The 23,572-nt window shown below is 75.4% G+C and carries 16 protein-coding genes; 7 read left to right on the plus strand and 9 right to left on the minus strand.

Annotated features, from left to right (window positions below):
- The first annotated feature begins 2 nt into the window (after positions 1–2).
- Positions 3–821 (plus strand): maleylpyruvate isomerase family mycothiol-dependent enzyme, encoded by an 819-nt coding sequence (locus ABWK59_RS34365; RefSeq protein ID WP_354644591.1) that lies wholly within the window; start codon positions 3–5, stop codon positions 819–821.
- Positions 822–860: 39 nt separating this feature from the next.
- On the opposite strand, the gene ABWK59_RS34370 is transcribed toward ABWK59_RS34365, so the two are convergent.
- Positions 861–1,556 carry a DUF1963 domain-containing protein gene (locus tag ABWK59_RS34370; RefSeq protein ID WP_354644592.1) on the minus strand — a complete coding sequence of 232 codons (696 nt, stop codon included), beginning with the start codon at positions 1,554–1,556 and terminating at the stop codon, positions 861–863.
- A 577-nt stretch (positions 1,557–2,133) separates the two neighbouring features.
- Here ABWK59_RS34370 and ABWK59_RS34375 point away from each other — a divergent pair.
- On the plus strand, positions 2,134–2,922 hold the full coding sequence (locus tag ABWK59_RS34375) for an RNA polymerase sigma factor (protein WP_354644593.1): 789 nt from the start codon (positions 2,134–2,136) through the stop codon (positions 2,920–2,922).
- Between the two features lie 32 nt (positions 2,923–2,954).
- On the opposite strand, the gene ABWK59_RS34380 is transcribed toward ABWK59_RS34375, so the two are convergent.
- The 4 genes from ABWK59_RS34380 to ABWK59_RS34395 form a co-directional block, all read right to left on the minus strand.
- On the minus strand, positions 2,955–3,503 hold the full coding sequence (locus ABWK59_RS34380) for a hypothetical protein (protein WP_354644594.1): 549 nt from the start codon (positions 3,501–3,503) through the stop codon (positions 2,955–2,957).
- A 150-nt stretch (positions 3,504–3,653) separates the two neighbouring features.
- Complete coding sequence (locus ABWK59_RS34385; protein ID WP_354644595.1) at positions 3,654–5,183, minus strand: alkaline phosphatase; 1,530 nt, start codon at positions 5,181–5,183, stop codon at positions 3,654–3,656.
- 300 nt (positions 5,184–5,483) lie between these two features.
- Positions 5,484–7,208, minus strand: coding sequence for a putative Ig domain-containing protein (locus ABWK59_RS34390; RefSeq protein ID WP_354644596.1), 1,725 nt, complete (start codon positions 7,206–7,208; stop codon positions 5,484–5,486).
- Between the two features lie 207 nt (positions 7,209–7,415).
- Positions 7,416–7,757 (minus strand): darcynin family protein, encoded by a 342-nt coding sequence (locus tag ABWK59_RS34395; protein ID WP_354644597.1) that lies wholly within the window; start codon positions 7,755–7,757, stop codon positions 7,416–7,418.
- Between the two features lie 118 nt (positions 7,758–7,875).
- Here ABWK59_RS34395 and ABWK59_RS34400 point away from each other — a divergent pair, with 118 nt between their 5' ends.
- From ABWK59_RS34400 to ABWK59_RS34410, 3 genes are all read left to right on the plus strand, one after another.
- On the plus strand, positions 7,876–8,586 hold the full coding sequence (locus ABWK59_RS34400; protein ID WP_354644598.1) for a TetR/AcrR family transcriptional regulator: 711 nt from the start codon (positions 7,876–7,878) through the stop codon (positions 8,584–8,586).
- Between the two features lie 81 nt (positions 8,587–8,667).
- Positions 8,668–10,611 (plus strand): hypothetical protein, encoded by a 1,944-nt coding sequence (locus ABWK59_RS34405; RefSeq protein WP_354644599.1) that lies wholly within the window; start codon positions 8,668–8,670, stop codon positions 10,609–10,611.
- Between the two features lie 137 nt (positions 10,612–10,748).
- The gene (locus ABWK59_RS34410) at positions 10,749–11,447 is read left to right on the plus strand and encodes a hypothetical protein (protein WP_354644601.1); all 699 of its coding nucleotides are present in this window, start codon (positions 10,749–10,751) and stop codon (positions 11,445–11,447) included.
- Positions 11,448–11,550: 103 nt separating this feature from the next.
- Here the strand turns inward: ABWK59_RS34410 and ABWK59_RS34415 are convergent, their stop codons facing one another.
- Positions 11,551–13,419, minus strand: coding sequence for an AfsR/SARP family transcriptional regulator (locus ABWK59_RS34415; protein WP_354644602.1), 1,869 nt, complete (start codon positions 13,417–13,419; stop codon positions 11,551–11,553).
- A gap of 504 nt (positions 13,420–13,923) precedes the next feature.
- On the opposite strand from ABWK59_RS34415, the gene ABWK59_RS34420 reads away from it, so the two are divergent.
- Positions 13,924–16,788, plus strand: a complete 2,865-nt coding sequence (locus tag ABWK59_RS34420; RefSeq protein WP_354644603.1) for an AfsR/SARP family transcriptional regulator — start codon at positions 13,924–13,926, stop codon at positions 16,786–16,788.
- 62 nt (positions 16,789–16,850) lie between these two features.
- On the opposite strand, the gene ABWK59_RS34425 is transcribed toward ABWK59_RS34420, so the two are convergent.
- The 3 genes from ABWK59_RS34425 to ABWK59_RS34435 form a co-directional block, all read right to left on the minus strand.
- Positions 16,851–19,811 carry an ATP-binding protein gene (locus tag ABWK59_RS34425; RefSeq protein WP_354644604.1) on the minus strand — a complete coding sequence of 987 codons (2,961 nt, stop codon included), beginning with the start codon at positions 19,809–19,811 and terminating at the stop codon, positions 16,851–16,853.
- A 255-nt stretch (positions 19,812–20,066) separates the two neighbouring features.
- Entirely contained in the window at positions 20,067–20,507 is a 441-nt protein-coding gene (locus ABWK59_RS34430) for a hypothetical protein (RefSeq protein ID WP_354644605.1), read from the minus strand.
- A gap of 151 nt (positions 20,508–20,658) precedes the next feature.
- A complete protein-coding gene (locus ABWK59_RS34435) occupies positions 20,659–21,105 on the minus strand; it encodes a hypothetical protein (protein WP_354644606.1) in 447 nt (148 codons plus the stop codon).
- A gap of 146 nt (positions 21,106–21,251) precedes the next feature.
- On the opposite strand from ABWK59_RS34435, the gene ABWK59_RS34440 reads away from it, so the two are divergent.
- Positions 21,252–23,453, plus strand: a complete 2,202-nt coding sequence (locus tag ABWK59_RS34440; RefSeq protein WP_354644607.1) for a hypothetical protein — start codon at positions 21,252–21,254, stop codon at positions 23,451–23,453.
- Positions 23,454–23,572 lie beyond the last annotated feature (119 nt).

The following is a 23,572-nucleotide window of genomic DNA, read 5'->3' on the forward strand; positions in this document are numbered from 1 at the left end:
CCATGAACCTCCCGCTTCCCCTGCCCCTCGCCGCTGCCACGCGCAGCGCGCTCTTCGAGGCGGTCACCGCGCTCGGTGACGAGGCCGTCGCCCTGCTCGCCGGTTGCCGTGGTGACACGCCGATCCCGGGCGCCGAGTGGACGGTCGCCGAGGCCGCAGCCCACCTGGCGATGGCGAACGAGTTGATGGCGGCGCTCGCGGCCGGCGAGGAGCGGCCCTACGGGGACGGCACCCCGGGCTCGCTGGCCGCGGCGAACGCGGCCTCGCTGGCGGAGCGGCCGGAGCGCGACCCGGCGGTCCTCGCGGGGGAGATCGCGCGGTGGGCACGGGAGTTCACGGCGGCGGCGGGCCCGCACAGCGGCTCCGAGCCGGTGCTGACCCCGCTCGGGCCGATGGACCTGGACACCCTCGGCTCCTACCTGCTGACCCACATGCTGGGCCACCTGTACGACATCGCCGTCGCGCTCGGGCGGCCGCACCCGATCGACCGGCACCGCGTCGGGCTGACGATGCCGTTCGTGCGGACGGCGATGCCGTGGGTGCTGGACGCCCGCGCCTCGGCCGGCCACAACGCCTGCTACCGGCTGCGGGTGCGCGGCCTGGACGGGTTCGCGGTGACGTTCACGGACGGCGCCGCCGTGGTGAGCCAGGAGCCGCCGCGCCGTCCGGACTGCACGATCCTCATCGAGCCGGTGACGTTCCTCCTCATCGCGCTGGGACGCTGCAGCGCCACCGGCGCCCTGGCCCGGGGCAAGGTGTTCGCCTGGGGCCGCCGGCCGTGGCTGGCCCCGGCGTTCCCCGCGCTGTTCGCCGCCCCCTGAGCCCGGCCGGGCGCGGCGCCGGTCCTCCGGACGGACCCGTCAGCACTGCCAGAGGAACGCGGCCCCGGAGCAGGGTTCGCAGGCGAAGGCGTAAGCCCTGCCGCCACCACCGAAGTTCATCGCCGTGATCGGGTCCGGGCCCTCCTGGAGCTGGGCGATCAGAGGCATCGGGCGGGCGCAGGAGGGACAGGTCGGGGTCTCGTCGTACTGCAGCCAGTCGGGGCTCCCGCCGAGCCGGCCGAGAACGGCCGACTCCGGCCTCCCGGCCCTCGTCGCCCAGGCCGCGCGGGCCAGGTGGTAGTCGGGCTCGTCCTCGTCCTGCAGGTGGACGGCCCGCGTCGCACCGAGCAGGAGGACGCTCTCCTCGTCCTCGTCCTCGTCCTCGTCCTCGTCGCCGGCCTCGTCGTCGGCGCCGGCCTCGGCGCGGTCGGGCAGCGGGATCGGCCGGAGGCCGTCCGGCGGGAGGAGCAGGGCCCGGTTCCCACCGGAGGTGGGATCCCAGTCGGCGCACGCTCCGGGGTCGTTCTGGCAGGCGAACAGGGCGAGTACGCCCCGGCGTTCGCTCCCACCGCCCCCGAGGTCGTCCAGGAGCACCTGCGCGAGGAACTGCATCGGGCCGTCGCACGCCGAGCAGCCGGGCCAGGCGGTACCCTCCGGCGCCAGCGGGACGCCACCCACCCGGGTCACCGGCGCGTCCGCCCCGACCGGGCCTGCATCGATCATCAGAGTCGTCACGGTCGCGACCCTAGGCCACCCTCCTGACAGGGTGCCGACCCCCACCGCGCGAGAGAACGCCCGGACGCGGTCCGGCGCCCGTTCCGGTTCCGTCACTACGCAGCGTCAACTCCCGCCGACCCCGGACGAACAGGGGATCCGCAGGCGTCGAGGCCGGGGCCTCCGCGGGTGCACGGCGAACTGGCCGCTCACCACCGGTCGTTGGTGCCTCCGGGAACTCCTGGGACAGTCCGAGTCTCAAGGGAAAACCTTGACACGGTCCGAGCGCGGAACGCAGACTCACGGTGAGGAAGGCCTCGGTGCCGCCGACCCCGCCGGGGTCGTCAACCGGCACGGACCGCTGCCCGGCCGCAGACCGCGGTGGGCCGGCCAGTCGCATCGCCGCCGCATCCCCCGAACAGGCGCGTCGAGCGGCTGCCGGCACCGGTACTCCGGCGACCAGCCGAAGCCGCCACCGGGCCCGTTCCTCCCCTGGCGCGGTCACCCGCCCTGCCGGCGGCCGCGCCGCCGCCAGCGGCACACAGCCGCCTTCCGTACCCGGCCTGACGCACCGAACAGGGGGACAGAAGGGAGGACCGTGGACACGGACTGGTCCGACTTGAACGCCGACGTCGACGCCGCCCGGGGCGGGGACCCGGAGGCCCTCGACCGGGTGATGACCGCCTCGCTCCCACTCGTCCACGGCATCGTGAACCGGGCCCTGAACACCCGTGAGGACGCGGACGACATCGTGCAGGAGACGATGGCCAGCGCCCTCCAGGGCCTGCACAAGCTGCGCGACCCCGGCGCGTACCGCTCGTGGCTGGCCAGCGTCACGCTGAACGAGCTGCGCCGCGCCTGGCGCCGGAGACGGCGCGCCCCCACCCAGGAGGCGGGAGACGATCTCCCCGACCCGGACGCCGAGTTCGTCGACGCCGCGCTGCTGCGCCTGTCCCTGGCCGAGGCCGGCCGGGAACTCGCCGAGAGCGTCGGATGGCTCGACCCGGGCGACGTCAGACTGCTGTCGCTCCTGCGTCTCGAGATTCGCGGCGGCCTCACCCGCCGCGAGGTCGCCCGCACCCTCGGCGTCACCCCCTGTCATGCGGGGGTGCGGATCCAGCGGATGAAGGAGCGGCTGACCAGGAGCCGGCGCGTGGTCCGCGCCCTGGCGGCCGTTCCCGGCTGCCCAGGCCTGGACGCCGTGACCGCCGACTGGGACGGACGGACGAGCGCCCTGTGGCGCAAGCGGATCCTCCGGCACATCCGAAGGTGCGCGACCTGCCCGGGGCAGCAGGACGAACTCCTCTCGGTGGCCGCACTCCTGCCCTGGATCGACCCCTGTATCGACCTGCCGGCGCCGCGGCAGCCGGACCCGTCGGAGGGCTGACGCCCCACCAGCGCCGAGCTCCGCCCGGGCCGCTACTCGTTGACCAGCACCGGCAGGGAGAGCACCACCCCGACCGGGGCGCCGGTCAGCTTGTCGGCCGGGACGGAGAAGTCGATGCCCGTACCGGCGGCCCGCGGGCCGTCGTGCTCGCCGGTCGCGGCCTCCTCCTCCTGGTAGCGGAAGGCGCCGGTGCCGACCAGGTGGCCGCCCGCGTCGTAGAAGGCGGCCCGCAGCTCCAGGGCGAGGACGTCGCTGACGTCCGAGGTGACGGCCAGGTGGCCGGTGACCGTGGAACCCTTGGCCAGGGTGAGCGCGGTGAGCTTCACCCGGTCGGTGAACGGACCGGGCTCGACCCGGATCTCGCCGACCCCGGCCGGGGTGGCCAGGACGGCGGCGGGCTCGGCGACCTGCTTCGGCGCGGGCAGCAGCACGCTGCTCGGCGAGGCCGGCGCCCCGGCGGGCTCGGCGGGGCCCGCGACCGAGCAGCCGGTGAGCAGGCCGAGCGCCAGGGCGGCCAGGACGGCGGCGGTACGGGCGGGGTGCTTCGCGGCGGCGGGGTGCGGCACGGCGGCGCGCGTCATGGACGGTGCTCCTCGGAGGTGGCAGCGGGCCGGGAGGGGGACCCTCCCGGCCCTTCGGTGACGGGACGTCAGTGACGTCGGTGGCGTCGGTGACGGACCGTCAACGGCGGTTCGGACGCGCCACGCCACGTCGGTGGCGCGGCATCGGTGTCAGCGCGGCGAGCGGTTGAAGAGCGCGCGGTACATCTTCCCGTACAGCTCGGTGTTGTCCTGGCTGGCGGCGAAGCGCTGGCCGCCCGGGCCGTAGGCGAAGATCGGCACGTCGGCACCGGTGTGGTTGCCGGACAGGTAGGTCAGCCAGAGGCTGGCCTCGGGGGTGCCGTCGGCGACGCCGGCCGCGTCGTCCGGGGTGCGGAAGGTGGCCGGGGCGAAGTTCTTCGGGTCCTTGTTGCCGGCGCCGTTGACGATGCCGGTGGACCGGGCCGCGTCCTTCACGTTGCCGGAGGTGCGCGCCGGGGTGCCGTTGTTGGCCGGGTTGCCCGCGTCGTTGTTGGTGGGCGGGGCGGCCGCCTCGGCGTTGGTGAAGGTGCCCTTCTCGATGATGTTGAAGCCGGCGCACTCGTGGTCGGCCGTGACGATCACCAGGGTGTGGCCGTCCTTCTTGGCGAAGTCGACGGCCTTGGCCACCGCGTCGTCGAAGGCCTTGATCTCGGCCAGGGTCTGCGAGGCGTCGTTGGCGTGCGAGCGCTTGTCGATCTGGGCGCCCTCGATCTGCAGGAAGAAGCCCTTCTTGTTCTTCTTCGACAGCAGGTCGATCGCCTTGCCGGCCATGTCCGACAGGGTCGGCTCGGCCTTCTCCGGGGCGCCGGCCGGCAGCGCGGCCTTGGCCGCCTCGACGGTCAGGTTGCCGCGGTTGAACAGGCCGACGACCTTCTTGGCCTTGGCCGCGTCCAGGTCCGCCTTGGTGGCGACCTTCTGGCTGGCGGCGCTCTGGGCCGGCAGGGAGGCGTCGCCGAAGCTGCCGAGCACCTGGTAGCCCTGGGCCTCCAGCGCCTTCTGGTCGTCCGGCTCGAAGCGGGCCAGGCCGCCGCCGAGGACCACGTCGGCCGTGCCGTTGCGGGCGATCTGCTCGGCGACCGGGGTGATCAGGGTGGTGTCGGAGGGCTTCGCCTCGTAGCTGCCGTCGGCGTTCTTCGGCAGGCAGGCGGCGTCCGAGTAGGTCGGGCCCTGGCATCCGCGCAGCAGCACGTGGCTGAACTGGCCGCCCGGGGTGGCGTCGGTGACCTCGGCGGTGGAGACGTTGCCGGTGGCGAAGCCGGCCGCCTTGGCCTGCTCCATCAGGGTGGCGACCCGCTTCTCGTACGCGTCGACGCCGAGCGCCGCGTTGTACGTCTTCACGCCGGAGGCCCAGGCGGTCGCGGAGCTGGCCGAGTCGGTGACCAGGGCGGGCTTGGTGCTGCCCTTCTCCACCGCGTAGGTGGAGACCTGGCCGACGTACGGCAGGCGCTCCATGTTCAGGCGGCCGGCCGCGCCGTAGTAGCGCTCGCGGCCCGCGGTGACGTGGGTGCGGCCCATGCCGTCACCGAGCAGGTAGATCACGTTGCGGATCTCGCCGCCACGGTCCTCGTACCGCTGGTCGTCGTGCTCCGCAGGCTCGGAGTAGGCGGCCACGGCCGCGCCCCCCACCATGGCGCTCGACAGAACGAGCACCATCGCGGCCCTGAAGGACCTGCGCTGCATAAGGATGTCTCCTTGACGTGTCGTCGGCGCACCGGCCGACGAGCGCCGGGCGCGCACCCGGGAATCACCCGGGCGCTGTGACGCTAGGGGCGGTACGTGAACGACTTCCCTCCCCGGGGTGTCCTGCGGTCGAACAGACGTCGGGCGCTGTCCGGATCGGGACGGGTCGCTGTCCGAGAACAGCCCCCGGGGGGTCTCCCACGCCCCTGACGTCCCGTCGAGTGGCCGTGGGGCCGCCGACGGGTGCGCCGGTCGCCCGCCGCGGGGCGGGCAACCGGCCGGTGCTCAGGAGGCGCGGCGTCAGGAGACGTTGAGCGTGATGTCGTCGAGGACGAAGGAGGTCTGCTTGGTGTAGTCCTCGGCACCGGTGAACTTCAGGGTGACGCTCTGGCCGGCGTAGGCGGCGAGGTTGAAGGTCCGCTGCTGGTAGCCCGCGGCGGCGTTGAGGTTGGAGTAGGTGGCCAGGGTGGTGCCGTTGGCGGTGACCGTCAGCTTGTCGTAGGCGGTGGTCGTCGAGGACGCGCTGTCGATGTGCAGCCAGAAGCCGAGGGTGTAGCTGGTGCAGCCGGTCGGCAGGGTCACCGTCTGGGCGAGGGTGTCGGTGTTGGTGGTGCCGTAGCCGTCCAGCCAGGCGTCGTACCCGCCGGAGTGCGGGGGCTCGCTCGCGCTGTTGTTGACGGTGGAGACACCGCCGCTGTTGGTCTCGGTCCAGGAGGAGGTGGAGCCGGTCTCGAAGCCCGGGTTGGCGATCAGCTGGGCGGCCGTGCAGCCGGAGCCGCCCGCGGAGTTGACGGTCCAGGTGAAGGTCGCCGAGGAGGACGGGCCGGTGGAGTCGGTCGCGGTGGCGGTCACGGTGTACGTGCCGGCGCTCGTCGGGGTGCCGCTGATCAGGCCGGTGGTGGCGTTGACGCCCAGTCCGGCGGGCAGGCCGGTGGCGGCGTAGCGCAGGGTGCCGCCGGCGGTGTCGGTGGCGGAGAGCTGGAGGCTGGTCGCGGTACCGGCGGTGGCGGTACGGGAGCCCGGGTTGGTGAGGGAGACGGTGCCGGTGCTGCCGCCACCGCCCTGGGCGAGCCAGGCCGTGGCGTTGAGCGCCAGGGCGGCGTCGGTGCCCGCCGGGTCGTTCCAGCCGTCGAACAGGGTGTTGCCGGACTGGCCGGTGCCGTCGTCGATCGGCGAGCTGTCGCCCCAGATCGCCACCCGGCCGCTGCCGAAGGTCGAGGTCGCGAAGAAGGCGCCGGTGGTGCCGCCGTAACCGCTGCGGTAGACCAGGCCCTTGACCGCAGGGTTGTCGGCGGGCTTGAGGGTGAAGGTGGTGCCGTTGCGGATGATGGAGCCGGTCACCGTGCCGAAGGAGCCGTTCAGCACCGGGTCGGCGGGGTCGGCGACGGCGCGGGGGTTCTCGTTGCCGATGTTCAGCAGGTCGACGGAGAACCCGAACGGGTCGGTGCTGTCGACGCTGTTGGCGGTCATCAGGTCGTTGATGATCGCGGGGGAGTCCCAGCCGTCGTTGTTGCGGTCGCTGACGGTGTGGTCGGAGATCAGGAACAGGCCGCCGCCGTTCTGCACGAACCTCATCACGGCGGTCTTCTCGGCGTCGCTGAGCCGGATGTTGGGCTCGGGCAGCACGAACGCGTCGAAGTTGGCGAGGTCGAGCGCACCGCCGGTGCCGTAGGTGATGGTGGACCCGGCGGGGAGGGTCTTCAGGCTGTACTGACCGGTCCGCTGCAGCGCCACACCCCAGGCGGAGAGCGCGCCGGTCCACGAGGTCTCGGTGGTGGGGTTGGCGTTCTGGGCGAGCGGGTCCGGCTGGCCGGTGGAGATGATCCAGTCGGCGTTTCCGGCGGTCTCGGCCTTGCTGTTGTCAAACAGGATCCGCTTCGGGGTGCTCGCCGCAGCCGTGGCCGGGGCCGTGATCGCGGTCCCGGCCGCTGCGGCCCGGTGCGGTACGGCGCTCGTACCGGCGAGGACCACCAGTGCGGCGGCGGCGAGAGCCAGCGGGCGGACGGTGTCCAGGGGTCTGACCATGTGTCAGCACTCCTCGTGCCAGAGGGGTAACAGAGGGTGCGCGCTACGCGCGTAGGCGCGGGCACACGGTGTCATGGCCGGGTAATCGGAGCTTGAACGGAACACGTCGTATCGACTCTTTCCGGTGGGCCCGGGGGCGTGCGGTGACACCTCGTCGAGCCGGTGCGCGCCGGCGCGCGGCCACCGGCGAGGTGGGAGGCGGGAGCCTCAGGCGGCGGGCCCGGTGGCGAGGTCGCGCTCGAACCGCCCGTGCCCGTCCTCGATGCCGAGCACGATGTCCTGGAAGGTCAGGTAGCCCTGGCCGACCAGCGGGGAGTCCCGGATCTCCTCGACGAGGTAGTAGTAGGCCGTCAGATCCTCGGTCTCCATCAGGGCGAAGTCGCTGAAGCGGGTCTGGAACGCCTCGGCGTCGAAGAACCGCACCCGCACCCGGTCCGCGTACTTCTCGACCAGCGGGGTGATGTGGGCGGCCTTGAGGCGCTGCCGCTCCGAGCGGGGCAGGGCGAGCCACTGCGGTGAGAACGAGTAGCCGAGCATGACCATGTACATCGATCGAATCCCTTGTTCTGCAGGCAGGTTGACGAGGCGTGGGACGGTCCAGGCGGCCAGCCCTTGCTGACGGTGTAAGCTAAAGCTGACAGTGTCAGCAAAGTCAAGTGGAGACGTGATGCCCGACCAGCCGCTCACCCACCGCGAGCGCCGGCGCGAGCGGACCGCGGCGGAGATCCTCACCGCCGCCCGGCGGCTGCTCGCCAGCGACGGGCCGACCGCGCTCACCCTGCGCGCCACCGCCCGCGAGGTCGGCATGACCGCCCCCGGCCTGTGCCGCTACTTCCCCGACCACCGCGCCCTGGTCCAGGCCGTCGTCGCCGACCTCTACCGCGAGCTGGCCGCCGGCCTCGAAGGCGCCCGCGACGCCCGCCCCGACGCCCCGACCACCGACCGGCTCGCCGACGCCGCCCGCGCCCTGCGCCGCTGGGCGCTGGCCAACCGCCACGAGTTCACCCTGATCTTCGGCAAGCCCGTACCGGACGCCGGCACCGCCCCCGAGGACCCCGCGCACGACGCCGGATGGCGCTTCGGCCAGGTCTTCCTCGGCCTGATGACCCAGCTCTGGCGCGAGGGCGCCGTCCCGTCGCCGAAGCCCGGGGAACCCACCCCCACCTGGTGGACCCAGTTCGACGACCTGCGCGAACACCTCACCGACCCCGTCCCGCTGCCCGTCCTCCACCGCTTCGTCCAGGCCTGGACCCGCATCTACGGCCTCGTCGCCCTGGAGACCTTCGGCCACCTGGACTTCACCCTCGCGGATCCCGAGCCGTTCTTCGAACAGACCCTGGAGGACGTCCTCGTGGCGCTGCGCACGCCCCACGTCTAGCGTGTCGCAGCCCCGGCCCCGGACCGGAGGTGTCGGCGGCCTCGCCTAGGGTGGTTCGCGACGATCACATCCGGGGGTGCCGTGAACGGGAATTCCGCTGTCGACCACTGCGGTCCGGGGCCGGCCGCGCCACCGCCCGCCCGCCGCCCCGGCGAGCTCGAACGGCTCGGCCAGGAGATGCACGACCGGCTCGACGGCCCGGTCTGGGACGGCGACCTGGCCCGGCCCACCGCCGAAGTCGCCGTGTTCTTCGACGCGGACCGCTGCCTGGACGTCCACGCCCACCTGGCCGCCACCGCCCTGCGCGGCGGCCACCAGGCCCGCACCGTGCTCGCCGCCTACCCGACCTACCCGTTCACGGCCGAGCCCGCGACCGGTCGCTGGCGCGCCGTCCGCACGGAGCTTCCCACCGCGACCCCCGAGCGGGTCGGGGCCGGCGCGGTCTTCCGTACCGCCGGTTCGGTCGCCGGCACCGTCCGGTCCGGCAGCCCCGACCACCCGGCGGTCCTGCTGGAGTGGACGCCCGACGGGGAGTTCCCACCGGGTGGGCCGCTCGACGCGGCCGGCGCCCGGGTGGTCGAGGCGTACGAGCTGACCCCGGTCCGCAGCCGCGCCTGGTGCCGCCGCTACCTCGAACTCGACCGGCAGCACGGGCCCGTGCCCGCCCGGCCCGAGGCGGCCGCGCGGCTCGCCGAACGGCTCGGCCTCACCCCCGCCGAGGCCGCCGTCCTGCTGCTCGCCCAGCCGCAGTCCGGCCGGGACTCCGTCCGCCGCGACCGGTTCACCACCCACCACACCGGCCGGGCCGCGTACGGGCTGCGCGACGCCGAGGCCGACCGCGCGGTCGACGCACTGGAGGACGCCCTCGGCGGCCCGGCCCTCGCCGAGCTGTACGAGCGGCTGCTGCCCGACGACCCGGAGCGCCTCTGGACGCACGGCCCGGACATCGACCGGGCCGCCGCCTGGTGGACGGCCCGCCACGGGCCGACGCCCCCGCTCCCGGCGGACACGGCCGCCGAGGCCGCCAAGGAGTTCACCGTCCCCAAGGGCGGCTGGGCCCAGCCCCGGCGGATCGATCCGCGGTGCCGCCTGATCCGGCACCGGCCCCAGGTGCGCGGCGGCGCGCTGGTCGGCGCGGTGGCCACCGGCGCCGGTGTGCTCGACGCGGCCCCCTTCCCGCTCGCGACCCCGCGTGCCGCCGCCTGGCTCGCCTACCGGACCCCCGCCGGGGATCCACTGCGGCCCGCCGTCGGCGCGGCCTGCGCCCGGCTGCGCACCGTGGACGAGCTGGTGACCGTCTACTCGATCCGGGCCGACCGCCTCACCGGCGAACCGCCGTCACCGGAGGTCCCGACGGCCCACCCCGCCGTCACGGTGGAGGAGGACCCCGTCCTTGACCTCCGCCATGTGCGCGTCCTCCCCGGTGCCCTGACCGGCCCCGAGGACCCGGCGCTGGACGCCCTCGACGACTACCTCGACCAGCTCAAGCCCTCCCAGTGGCTGCCCGCCCCCTCCGGCCTGCCCGCCGTCGCCGACCTGCGGCTCCTGCTCTCCGACGGCTTCGGCGAGCTCGCCACCCACCTGGCCGCCGACCCCGGGCGCGAGCCGGGGTGGGAGCAGGACCCGCGCCGGAGCGTCCCGCACCTGGTGGCCCGGAGCGCCGACCTCCTCGGTCTGACTCCGGACGCCGCCGCGCTCCACCTGATGCTGCTGGCCCTGCCGGACCCGACGGACCGCCGGGTCCGGCTCTGGACGGGCTGGTCGGCGGCCCGGCACCGGACGATCGGCGCCGAGCTCACCGATGCGGACCTGGTGGTCCCGGACACCCGGCCGCGCGCCGGCCGCCGCCTGTTCCTGCCCGGTCCGTGGCTGGAACCACGGGCCCCGCGCCTGCCGATCGAGGCGTCCAAGCTCGCCCTGCTGCCCCTGGCCGCCGACCGGGTCTCCGCCTCCCACACCCCCGTCGTCCCGTCCTGCCCCCTGCCGGCCCTCTTCGAGTCGGCCTTCGGGCGTGCCCTGCCGTAGGGGCCGCCCCGGCCTCCCGGCCCCCGGGAGGCTTCCGGCGGGCGGGCTCGGGTAACGTCCCCTGTCATCGCCCGAGGCCGCGGCCCGGGTGAGCCCGCGGCATCGGGGACTGCGGGCAGGACACGGGGAGCAGTGCCATGGGTGAACGCTGGGCAGGTCCGGAGTCGTCGTGGGAGCCGGGCCCGGTCGGGGTGGGTCTGCTCAGGCTGGCGGCGGCCGGCCTGCTCGCCGCGGACGGTCGGCCGGCGCAGGAGGACGCGGCGGGGGACCGGGACGGCCGTGCGCTGCTGCAGGGATGGCTGTCCGGCCCGGAGGACCCGGGTGACGAGGGGATCCTGGCGGTCGTGGCCTGGCTGGCCCGTCGCGCCGCGACGCTGATCGTCGAGACCCACGGGGGCGACCCGGTGGAGGCCAAGGCCTGGCTCGGCGACCGGGCGGAGACCGTCCGGGCCGACGGCGGTCCGTTCCCCGCCGAGCCGACCGCGCTCGCCCTGACCTGGCTGGCCGTGGACGCCATCGAGCCGGAGGACCAGCTGCCCCACGCCGTACCGCCCGCACGCGGGGACGCCGGGCCCGGCCGCGGGGCGAGGTGCTTCGCCGACCGCTGCGAGCAGTTCATCCGCCCGCACGACCCCGCCCGCGACGCCTGCGCGCTGGCCCTGACGACCGCCAGGATCGGCGCCACCGCCCTGCTGGCCGCCACCTCGGCCGATCACGGCCGCATCCGGTCCTGGCTGGACGAGCAGGCCGCCCGGGCACTCCCGCCGACCAGATCCGTCCCGGCCTGGATCCCCCGCCACCCCGGCGCCCTCACCGAACACGACACCTCCAACTGACCCGCCCGCACCGCCACCGACGCCGCGGACCGTGGCACCCCGGTCCCGCCTACCCGGGCTGCCGGCGTGCGGTGGGAGGAAATCCGAGCGACAGGGCGGCGGCCTACCTTGTCTCCGGCATCGTCCCGGCGGGGGCGCTCCCCGACTCCGCGGGGGCGCCGGGGGGCGCCGCGGCCTCGGACCGGGCGAACAGCCGCACCAGGTCGTGGAAGCGGTAGTGGCCGGTGCCGGGGGAGTCCAGCAGCCCGGCGTCCACCAGCCGGTCCAGGATTCCGGCCGCGGCCTCCGCGCCCCGTCCGAGGGCGGCGGCCGCCTCCCCAGTCGACCAGTCGGACGGGCCGGGGCCGGCGAGCCGCCGGAACGCGTCGGCGAGGTCCTCGGGCAGCCGCCGGTAGCCGAGGCGGAGGTCGGTCTCGACGGCGAGGTCGCCGACGCGCAGCTCGCTCAGCCTGCGGTTCTCGTCCTGGAGGCGGGCGGCGAAGGCAGCGACGCTCCAGGACGGCCGCGCCGCGATCTTGGTGGCCGCGATGCGCAGGGCGAGCGGCAGACACCCGCAGGCCGTCGCGACGGCCTGCGCGGCGGCCGGCTCGGCGGCGATCCGGGACGGCCCGGCGACCGCGGACAGGAGCTCGACGGCCTCGGCATGGGTGAGCAGCCCCAGCTCCGCCCCGAGGGAGGGACGGGTCCCGGGCAGGCGGGCGCGGCCGGTGACGAGCACGGCGCAGGAGGTGCCGCCCGGCAGGAGGGGAAGGACCTGCTCCTCGTCCCGGGCCTCGTCGAGCACCACCAGAACGCGCCGTCCGGCCAGGACCGTGCGGTAGAGCTCCGCGCGCTCCGCCCGGTGGTCGGGGATCGCCGGCGCCGGCACCCCGAGGGCCCGCAGGAATCCTCCCAGCACATCGGTGGGGTCGGCCGGTTCACCCCGAGCGCCGCCCAGGTCGGCGAAGAGCTGGCCGTCGGGGAAGGCGGCCCGGACGGTGCGTGCCGCCCGTACGGCCGCGGTGGTCTTCCCCACGCCCACGGCACCCGAGACCACGACCACGGCCGCCGTCGGACCTTGCCGGGTGAGGGCGTTCGCGATCGCCTCGACCTCGGCGGCCCGACCGGCGAAGTCGCCCACGTCGGCGGGGAGCTGAGCCGGCCTCGCCGACGCCTCGGCCCGCGGCGCCGTCCCGTGGTCAGGCCCGGTCCCGGGCGACGGTGGCAACGACGGCACAGGCGGCGGTGGCACGGGCGACGGCGGCGCGAGTCCGGGATCCGCGGCCAGGATGCGCTGCTGCAACCGCCGCAGACCGGGGCCCGGCTCGACGCCCAGTTCCTCGGCGAGCACCCGGCGGGCGGCGGCGAACACCTCCAGTGCCTCCGCCTGTCGGCCGGTTCGGTAGAGCGCGGCCATCAGCAGCCCCGTCAGCTTCTCCCGCAGCGGGTGCTCGGCGCACAGCGCGGTCAGTTCCTCCACCAGCCGCGCGTGCCCGCCGAGGCCGAGTTCCAGTTCCAGGCAGCTCTCCAGGACGGCCAGGCGGCGCTCGGTGAGCCGCTCTCGCTGCTGTTCGGCGTACGGACCCGGAACGCCGGAGAGCGCGGTACCCGTCCACAACCCCAGCGCCTCGCGGTACAGCCCGGCGGCGGCTGCCGCCTCCCCCCGCTCCCGTCGGCGGCTCGCAGCGTCCGCCAGCAGCTCGAACTCCGCCGCGTCCACACCCCGGTCCGCGAGCTCCAGCACGTAGCCCCCCGCCGCGGAGACCAGGATCCTCGCGCCGTCCCCTCCGCCGGCCCCGATCGCCGCCCGCAGGCGGGAGATGTGGTTGCGCACCGCCGCGGCCACGGACGGCGGCGGGCCCTCACCCCAGACCAGGCGGACGAGTTCACCCACCGTCACCACCCGCCCCGCGCGCAGGGCGAGCGCCGCCAGCACGGCCTGGCCCTGCGCGGACCCGGCGGCCACCTCGGTCCCACCGCGCCGGATCCGCACCGGACCCAGCAGAGAGATCCACAGACCCTCCACGCTCTACCCCCGACTCGTCCCCGGACCGGCCCGCCGGTGCCACCCCGTGCCGCCGGGTGGTGGGACGTCACCGCCCGCCGCGCGGGCCCGCCTTCGGGCCGCGGCCGTCGTCCGGTGACGACCCGCGCCCGGCCCGGCGGGAGCGGCATTCTCGCACGTCGGACCGGTGTGTCGCCCCGGCGTCTCGCGGTCCGGGCATGGGCGTCCTGAAGGGCGGTCCCAGGGGCTCGGCCTGGTACCGGCGTGCTTCCGTGGGAGGCCGGCGACTAGGTTGGACCCTCCCACCGCGCCCTCGCCACGGCCGGCGCACCACGGTCGCCGCCCGGGCGGGACACCGGTCGTGCACGCCGCCGGTGTGTGCGGGAACCGCCCGCGCCTCGACGGAGGCCGGGCAGGGCCGGCGCGCCACCGCAGGCGGGCTACGGAGCCCGCAGCACCGGGGCGGTGACTGTCAGTGAGTGAACGGGGAACATGGTGACGAACATCCGCATCACGCTGCTGGGGCCCGTCCGGGCCTGGCGGGGCACCGAGGAACTCGGCCTCGGCCCCGCCCAGCGGCGGGCGGTGCTGGCCCAGCTCGCGGCCTCCGAGGGGCAGGCCGTGACCACGGAGGAGATCGTCGACGGGCTGTGGGGAGACACTCCGCCGGCCCGGGCGGTGGCCGCCGTGCGCAACCACGTCTCGCAGCTGCGGGCGATCCTGGAAGCGGACCGCGCCGCACCCCGGGTGCTCGTCTCAGCGGGCGGCGGATACGTCCTGCGCCTTCCCGCGGGCGCGACGGACCTCGCCCGGTTCCGGGACCTGGTGCAGGAGGCGGCCGGGCTCAGGGCCGGGGGCGACCCGGCCGGTGCGGCCGACCGGCTGCGCCGGGCCCTGGACCTGCAGACCGGAGTGCCGCTGGAGGACATCCCCGGCCCGCACGCCGAGCGGCAGCGGGCGCGGTTCGCCCAGCGACGCCTCACCGCGGTGGAGGAGCGGCTGGACCTCGCCCTGGAACTCGGCCGTCACACCGAGGTGGTGGAGGAACTCGGCTCCCTGGTGGAGGAGTTCCCGCTGCACGAGGGCTTCAGAGCGCTCCGGATGACCGCCCTGTACCGCAGTGGCCGGCGGGTCGAGGCCCTGGAGTCGTTCGCCGACGCGTGCCGGCACCTGGACGCCGAGCTGGGGGTCGAACCCACCCGTCCGCTGCGGGACCTCCACGAGCGGATCCTCCGGCGTGACCCCGGCCTCGCCACGCCGGCCGCCCCGGCCGTCCCCGTGGCCGGCCGGGAACCGGCGAGCCATCCCCGCCCGAACCAACTTCCCTCCGGGACACCGGAGTTCACCGGACGCGGCGAGCTGGTCGAGGCCTTGGTACGGCTGGTGGAGGAACCCCGGGAGACGGCTCCCGCCGTCGTCGCCGTCGCCGGCATGGGCGGCGTCGGCAAGACGACGCTGGCCGTCCACATCGCCCAGCGGGTGACCCACCGCTTCCCGGACGGTCAGCTCTACGTCAACCTGCGCGGCGCCCGCCCCGACCCCGTGGAACCGGCTGCCGTCCTCGCCCGCTTCCTGCGCTCCCTCGGCGTGGCCGAGAACGCCCTCCCCGAGCAGGTCGACGAACGCGCCGCGATGTACCGGTCCCTGCTCGCCGAACGCCGGGTCCTGATCGTCCTGGACGACGCCCGCGACGACGCCCAATTGCGCCCGCTGCTGCCCGGATCCGAACACAGCGCCGTCCTCGTCACCAGCCGCGCCCGCCTGCCCGGCCTGGCACCCACCCGCCAGGTGGACCTGGACGTCCTCGACCCCGACGAGGCACTCGCGCTGTTCGCCCGGATCGCCGGCCCCCACCGGGTCCACGCAGAACCCCAGGCCGCCCGCGAGGTGCTCGCCGCCTGCTGCCACCTCCCCCTCGCCATCCGCATCGTCGCCGCCCGCGCCGCCGCCCACCCCGACTGGACACTCGCCGACCTCTGCCACCGCCTCGCCGACCGGCGCCAGCGGCTGGCGGAGCTCAGCCTGCACGACCTCGCCGTCGACGCCTGCTTCCAGCTCAGCTACGACCAGCTGTCCCCGCCTGCCGCGCGGGCCTTCCGGCTGCTGGCCGTCCCGGAGACCGCCGACCTGTCCCTGCCCGCCGCCGCCGCGGCCCTGGAACTGGCCGAGCCCACCCTGCTGGACCTCCTGGACGGCCTGGTCCACGCCGGCCTCCTGGAAACCCCCGCCCCGGACCGCTACGCCTACCACGACCTGCTGCGCCTGTTCGCCCGGGCGCGGGCCGAACAGCTCGACCCGCCCGAGGAACGGGACGCCCTCCTCCTCCGGATGGTCGACCAGGCCGTGGCCACCGCGGCCAACGCGTACCGGATGGTACGGCCCGGCCACGCCGTTCCCGACGTCCTCACCCCGGTGGCGGTGCCCGGGCTGCCGATGACCGAGCGGGCGGGCGGACAGCGCTGGCTGGACGAGGAGCGCGGCAACCTGCTGGACCTGGCAGGACAGGCGCTCGACATCCCCGGCGCCCACACCGCCGTCGCGGACCTCCTACTCGCCCTCGATCCCCACCTGGACAGCGGGTTCCTGTGGCGCGAACTCATCGAGGTCTGCCGCCGCACCATGCGGGTGGCCGCCGCCCGGGGGGACGCGCGCGCCGAGGGCCGGGCCGGGTACATGCTCGGCGGCGGTCTGATGCAGCTGGCCGAGCTGGACGAGGCCGAACCCGTCGCCGCGCGGGCGGCGGCGCAGGCGGGAGCCTGCCGCGACCTGCCCGTGCTCGCCGAGATCAACAACGTCCGCGGCATGATCGCCCATCAGCGGCAGCGCATTCAGGAGTCCTTCGCCCTCACGCGCGCGGCGATCCGTCTCGCCGAGGAGTCAGGCAGCGCCTGGACCAAGGCCAACCTGCTGGCGAACAGCGTCATGCCGCACCTCTCCTGCGGAGAGGCCGACCTCGCCGTCCGGGCCGCCGAGCAGAGCCTGGCCATGTTCCGTGTCATCGGGGACCCGTTCGGCGAGGCCTACGCGATGTACTGCGCCGGCCGCGCGGCCCGCGGCGCCGGCGACCCCGATCAGGCGATCGCCCTGTTCGAGCAGGCCCTCGCCCAGGCCCGCGCCCACGGCTTCCCGGTCTTCGAACCCTCCTCCCTGCTGCACATCGCCGACTGCCATCTGGACGCCGGCCGTCCGGCCGAGGCGGCGGACCGGGCCGAACAGTCCCTGGCCGCCTGCCGGACGCTGCAGATGGGGAGGGTGGAGAAGCTGGCCGTCGACACCCTCGCGCGCAGCCTCGCCGCTCGCGACGCACTCGCCGCGACGGAAGGAGCCGCCGCCCGGGACCGACCGGACGGGCGCTGACGGCGAGCGGACTCGGCCGCGGCCTGCGGGCTCCGCACCGCTGAGCCCGCACGCCACCGGCGTCAGGCATCGCCGGCGGGCGAGAGCGCCTCCGCGAGGCCGTGGCGGCCGTCGATGCCGAGCTTGCCGTAGGCGTTGGTGAGGTGCACCTCCACCGTGCGCAGGCCGACGAACAGGTGCTGGGCGATCTCCCGGTTGGTCATGCCCTCGGCGGCGAGCCCCGCCACCCGGCGCTCCGTCGGGGTCAGCGCGCCCACCCCGTGGAAGGTCCGGGTGCGGGGGCGGTCCCCGGCGGCCCGGAGCTCCTCCAGGGCGCGGTCGGCCACCAGCGCGGCGCCGTGCGCGTGGGCGGCGGTGACCGCCTCCTTCAGGTGTCCGCGGGCCTCGGCCACCCGTCCGGCCCGGCGCAGCTGCGCCCCGAGGTCGGCCAGGGCCAGCGCATGCCTGAACCGCGCCGGTGACCCCTCCAGCATCCGTACCGCGTCCCGCAGCAGGTCGAGCCCCTCGGTGCCGCCGGTGGCGAGCGCCAGCGCCCGCAGGGCCGCCCCGACGGCCTCGGGGACGCCCCACCGCCGGGCGATCGCCAGTTCCTCCGCCGCCAGGGCCCGGGCCTCCTCGTGCTCCCCGAGCGCCAGGTGGGCCAGGGCCGCCTCGGAGCGCCAGGGGTAGATCCACGGGCAGGGCAGGCCCCGGGCCTCGGTCCGCTGCCCGCACCTGCGGAAGTCCGCGATCGCGTCCGCCGGCCGTCCCTGGGCGGCCCGCAGTTGACCGCGCACCAGGAAAACGTAGTCCTTGACCCAGTGCCCGTTCAGTTCGGCGGTCAGGAAGTCGCGCTCCAGCAGGGACTGCGCCTCGTCGAGCCGCCCCTGCTTGAGGAGCGACTCGGTCAGGACCGTCGTCACCAGGACGCTGTGGGCGTGCCGCGAGTCGACGCCGATCTCCCGGAGCATCTGCAGGGTGGCCTCCGCGTCCCGCTGGCAGTCCAGGACCCGGCCGAGCTGCATGTACACGCAGGCGCGGATGGCGGTGCTGTGGACGAGGGCGAAGACCGAGCCGATCCGGCGGGCGTCCTCCACGGCGGCGTCGGCGTAGCGCAGGGCCAGTTCCGTCTCGCCGGTGGAGCCGAGGAAGAGCACGGCGCCGGTGTAGATCAAGGACTCGTCGTCGGGCGGGTTCATCCCGTGGGACAGGGCCTGCCGGGCGAGGGCCACGGCCTCGGCGGGGGACTCTCCCCGCATGATCGCGCGCAGGCCGAGCAGCGCCGCCAGCGGCCGTTCGACCGGGGTTCCCGCGGCGTCGGAGATCTGCAGGTCCATCAGGCGGGGGAGTACGACGGGAGCCGAGACGGCCTCGTGGATCCCGGCGTACACCAGGTCGATCTCCAGGCGCAGCGCCCGGGCCGGGTCGGCCTCGCGCAGGGCGTCGGCGATGTCGCCGAGCACGTCCAGCCCGTCGAGGTAGCGGTCCAGGGCGAACAGCGCCCCGGCCAGCCGCCGTGCCCCGGCGGTCCGTTCCGCCGGGTCGCGGGACAGGTCGAGGCCCTGCCGCAGGTGGTGGACGGCCGCCGGGACGTCGGAGGCGAGCTCCGCCTCGCCGAGCCCGATCAGCACGGTGGCCCGGACGTCGTCCGCGAGAGGCTCGCGCAGTGCACGGCGCAGCAGGGTGACCGCGTGGCCGCGATCCCCGTTCCGGACCGCCTCGGCGGCGGCCCGTTGCAGCAGGTCCGGTGTCCAGGAGAGGCCCACCGGCGCCTGAAGGGCGTGGGCCGCGGCCTGCTCCACGGGCATGCCCTGGTCCAGCATCACCCGCGCGGCGCGGGCGTTGACCTCCTGCCGCTCACTCGGCAGCACGTCGTTGGCGACGGCCACCCTGATCATCGGGCAGACGAAGTCCGCGCCCTCCTCGGCCGGGCACATCAGCCCGGCCCGTTCCAGCGCGTGCACGGCGTCCCGGACCGCCGGTTCCGGGAGCCCGGTGACGGCGGCCACCAGGTCGAGGGCCGGGGTGCCGCCGAGAACGGCGGTGGCCTGGGCGACGGCCAGCGCGTGCGGACCCGCGGCCCGCAGGAGCAGGTGGACGGCCCGCCCGGCGTCGGCCGGGACGTACCTGGTGATCTGGTCGGCCGTCTCCGCGTCGGGTCGCATCCCGGAGGACGCGAGCGAGCGCAGCAGGGTGTGGAGGAGGTACGGGTTGCCGCCCGTCGCGGTCAGGGCGGCGGCACGGAACGGCTCGTCCCCGGCCACGCCGAGGACCTCCTCGACCGCCAGGGCGACGGCGGCGCCGTCGAGGGCGGTGAGGGCGAGCCGGTGCCGGAAGAGCGGGACGACGCGGTCGAGGACGTCGGCGTCCGGGGAGGTCTCGGCGGGACCGACGGTGGCGATGACGACCACCGGCAGGTCGTCGGCCCGGCGGAGCAGGAACTGGAGCCAGAGCAGCGAGGCCCGGTCGGTCCACTGCAGGTCGTCGATGGTGAGGATGAGGCGGCTGCGGCCGGCGAGTCCGGCGGCCAGCCAGTACAGCGCGTTCAGGAGCGGGGCGACGGCGCCGTTCGTGCCGTTGGCGGCGCGGTTGGTGATGCCGTTCGTGGTCGCCGAAAGTAGCAGCGCCTCCGCGGCGAGCGAGGCCGGACCGGTCAGGAGGGAGCCGTCTCCGTCCATGGTGGCGCTGAGCACCGTGTGCTCGAACAGCTGGCGTACGACGCCGAACTCGACCCCGTGTTCCAACGGGTCGGCCCAGGCCGACAGCACGGTGTCCCCGTCCTGCCCGACCCGGGCGAGCACCTCGCGGAGCAGCGCGGTCTTGCCGTTGCCGGCCTCGCCGTGGACCAGGACGAACGCCCCCCGTCCGGGGTCCTGCCGCAGGAGCCCGACCAGGGCGTCGAGGTCGGCCTCCCGGCCGATCAGCAGCGGATCCCCGGATCGCCGACCGTGGTCGGCACCGGGGCCTCCGGGAACTCCGGGGCCGGCGGGGCTGCCGGGGTGCGGCGGGCCGGGGACGGACAGGCGTGCGGGGCGATCAGACATGGGGGCTCAAGGGTACGAGTCGGTGGTTCACGTCCGGCCGGAGGCCGGCTGACGAGCCGTGGTCGGTCCGGTCGACCCCGTTGTCCGATCCGGCTCGCGCCGATCCTCCCAGGTGGGCGTAATCGTCCGCTAAGTCCACCGCATGCGCACGGTTACGTCGGCCCGGCGATGACCTGCGGATCCTCGGCCGCCGAGGCGTAGCCGGTGCCCCTCGCATGCGGCGGACCCTTTCACAAGCCCGCCGGCAGTAAGCGGTCAGCGGGCAGCGAGGACCTCGGCGAGACTCACGGCCGGGCACCCGAGAAGCACGGTCAGCGCGCGCCGCTGGCGCTCGGTCAGAGCGGCGACGAAGACCACCGCGTCGGCGTCGGCCCGCACGCGGGCGTCGGCCACCTCACGGACCTTCCCGTTGCTCAGCAGGGTTCGCGAGGAGTGGGGCAGGCCCATCCTTTGGACCCCGCCGTCCGAGACACCCCGTCGCTGCACGATCCGCCCGACGACCCGAGCGCCGCGCGCTTCCAGCTCCGCGGCCGCCGACGCCATCCGCGTGGCGAAGTCCTTCTCCTTCGCGGAGAAGTACCCGACCACCACCACGTCCGCCCCCGCGACCGTGAGCCGCGAAGCCCGGCGCCGCGCCGGTTCCGGCGGCACGCGACGACGAACCGGGCGCCGGTCGCGCCTTCGGAGCTGGTCCATGCGCCCCAGGCTAGAGGCCCGGCTCGCGGCGGTGACACGTTTTTCGTCGCTCCGTAGGCCCGATTCCGTCCCGGCCCCGGGGCCGCCCGGCCCCGCACGCGACCGACCCGCCCGGCCCCCACGGCGGGCGGGTCGGCGGCGGGGGTCAGGGTCAGCAGGCCGTCGGGAGGTCCAGGGTCGCCGGGCGGGACGGCCACGGGAAGGACTGGACCGAGAAGGCGGCCCTCACGCCTGTTCCGCAGGCCACCGTGCCGCCGATCCCGCGGACCTCGACGGTCGAGCCGGTGAACCTGACGTCCCGGCTGACCGTCCCGGCCGGGCTGTCGCCGGTCAGCACCACCCGGAGCTCCTGCGGCCGGGGCGCCGGGGAGCCCGGGGTGGGCGGTCCGGCCAGCGAGATCCGGCCGAACACCTGGACCTGGTCGCCGTTCACCTCGGCGCACACCCGGGTGAGCAGCCCGGCCTGCAGCCCGGACGCCCCGCACACCGTCTGCGACGACGGCGCCTCGACCGCCGTCGCCGGTGCCGCGCCCAGCAGGGCCAGTCCGGCGGCGCTCGCCGCCGCGATGAAGATCCGTGCCATGAAGATCCGTGCCACGACGGACTCCTTCCGTTGTCAGGCACCCCCTCGCGGGATGCAATGTGATATTTCACGGCGAAGATGACGTCAGGGTGACGGATCGGCTACGGAAGGCCCCGTTCCGCCGGCCGGGTCGCCGCCGACCAGTCGGCTGACCTGCGGTGATGACGTGCCTCAGGGTGCCCGGCCCGGCCGGTGTGACCCTGGCCACCTTCGCCGAGCGGCCGCACCTCGGCCCGGAGGATCTGATCGTCCTGTCGGACCCGACTGCGAAGATCACGCCCATGGATCCCGCTGACGCCCTCGCCGGCCTCGACGCCCACCCCTGGGCCCGCGTCTCGCACGCCTACGGCCCCGCCGAGGACCTTCCCGACCTGCTGCGCGCCCTCGCCGAGGACGGGGAGAACATCGAGGAGACGATCTCCGAGCTGTACTCGTGCATCCTTCACCAGGGCACCGTGTACGCCGCCAGTGTGGACGCCGTCCCGTACCTCGCCCGGATCGCCGCTGCCGTCCGGCCCAGGACGGCCGAAATCCTCCACCTGCTCGGCGGGTTGGCCGAGAGTGACGACGCCTGGGAGATCGAGCCGGGAGCCGTCCGGGCCGCCGTGGCCACCCAGATCCCGCTGCTGACACCGCTCCTGGCCCGGGAGGACGCGGACGTCCGCAGGCTCACCGCCTGGACGTTCGGCCACACGCGCGACACCGAGGCCGCCCCGCTCGCCCTGCGCAGCCGGTGGACGGCCGAGGCCGATCCCGGCGTCCGGGCCGAACTGCTCGTCGCCCTCGGCCGGGTGGACCTCCCCGGCGCCGCCGCCGAGTCCCGCGGGCTGCTCGGCGCGGACACGCCCGCGCCGCTGCGACTGGCCGCGGTCCTCGTCGCGCTGGCCGCCGGCGAGCCGTGGACGCCCGCCCACCACGACGCCGCGCTCGGCCTGCTGCCCGCCCGCGGGTTCACCGTCGACCGGTACGGCATGCAGTACCGCGACCCGCTGTACGCGATCGTCGACAGCCTGCTGCGCCGCGCGACCGACTCAGACCGCGAGAGCGCGTTCGCCCTGCTGGACGCCGCCCTCCGCGACGGCCGCCCCGAGGTGCAGGCCGAGGCGCTCGCCGCCGCCGACCGCGCCTGCCACCTCTCCCGCAGCGCCCCGCGGCGACTCGTCCCGGCCATCGCCCCGCTCGCCGCCGCCAGCCCCGCCGCCGGCCTGCTCGGCAAGCTCGGACCGGCCGCCGCAGAGGCCGCACCCGTCCTCGCCGAACTCGCGGCCCGACCCGACGACGAGGCGGCCGACCGGGCACTGGCCGTGCTCGTCCGGGTCGCGCCCCGGCAGGCCGCCCCGCTGCTGGCGAGGGACCTCGACCGGCGCCCCCGCGCGCTCGACGCCGCAGGCGACTTCCTGGCCCCCGCCTTCCCCTTCGACCCCGCCCTGCTCGCCGCCGTCCGCGCCCGGCTGGCCGTGGACGGCCTCGGCACCAACGAGACCGCCGACCCGGTCCACCTGCTGCGCCAGTGGGGCCCGCAGGCCGCCGCCGCCCTGCCCGAACTGTCCGCCGTGCTGCCCCGCTTCCCGTACGCGGCCACTGCCATCACCGCCGTGGCCGCCGCCGGTTCGCAGGCCGAGCGCGAGCAGGCCGGCGCCGTGCTGCGGGGCGCCGCCGGGTCGCTGACGGCGGCGCGGGCCCACCACGACCTCACCGGCGAGACCGCGTTCCTGCTGGACGCCATCGCCGAGGTGCTCGCCGCCGGACGCCGCGACCTCGCCGAGGCCGCCGAGGCAGCCGCCGCGCTGGGCGAGGCCGCCGCCGGACTGCTCCCCGTCCTGCGGGCGGCCGTCAGCGAGGACGCCGAGGCGACCACCCCGGAACTGGACCTCGACACCGCGATCGCCACCGCCCTGTGGCGGATCGACGGCGATGCCGAGGGAGCCGTCAGCATCCTGGCCTCCGTCCTCGACCGCACCGCCGGCAACCAGCACTGGTACCGGTGGACCGTCGACCGCGCCATCCGCGCCACCGGCCTGCTCGGCACGGCGGCCCAGCCCCTGATCCCCCGGCTGGAACACCTGCTCGCCGACCCCGAGAAGGCACCCGCCGCGGCACTCGCACTGCTCGCCGTCGCCGGCCCCGACGCCGTGGACCTCGGACGGCTCGCCGAGGCCGCCCTTCACTCGGCCGAAACCGGAGCGGAGGTCGCCGGCGCCTGCGAGGCGCTCCAGGCCCTCGGCGCCACCGCCCTGAGCACCCACCAGCGCGAGCGCGTCACCGAACTCGCCACGCAGGACCGGCGCGTCATCAACTCGGGCGTCGCCGGCGGCATCATCCGCGAGGACGAGCGACTCCGAGCCATCCTGACAGGCCTCTGATACCGACGGCCGGGGCAAGCCTCAGGGTGACTCCGCAGGACGGCGGCGGGTCGGGTCCGGGACGGCTGAGGCCCACCGGCGCTGGGCGGCGCCGGTGGGCGGTGGGGGTTGGGGGTTGG

Source organism: Kitasatospora sp. HUAS MG31 (genome assembly GCF_040571325.1).
Lineage (GTDB): Bacteria > Actinomycetota > Actinomycetes > Streptomycetales > Streptomycetaceae > Kitasatospora > Kitasatospora camelliae.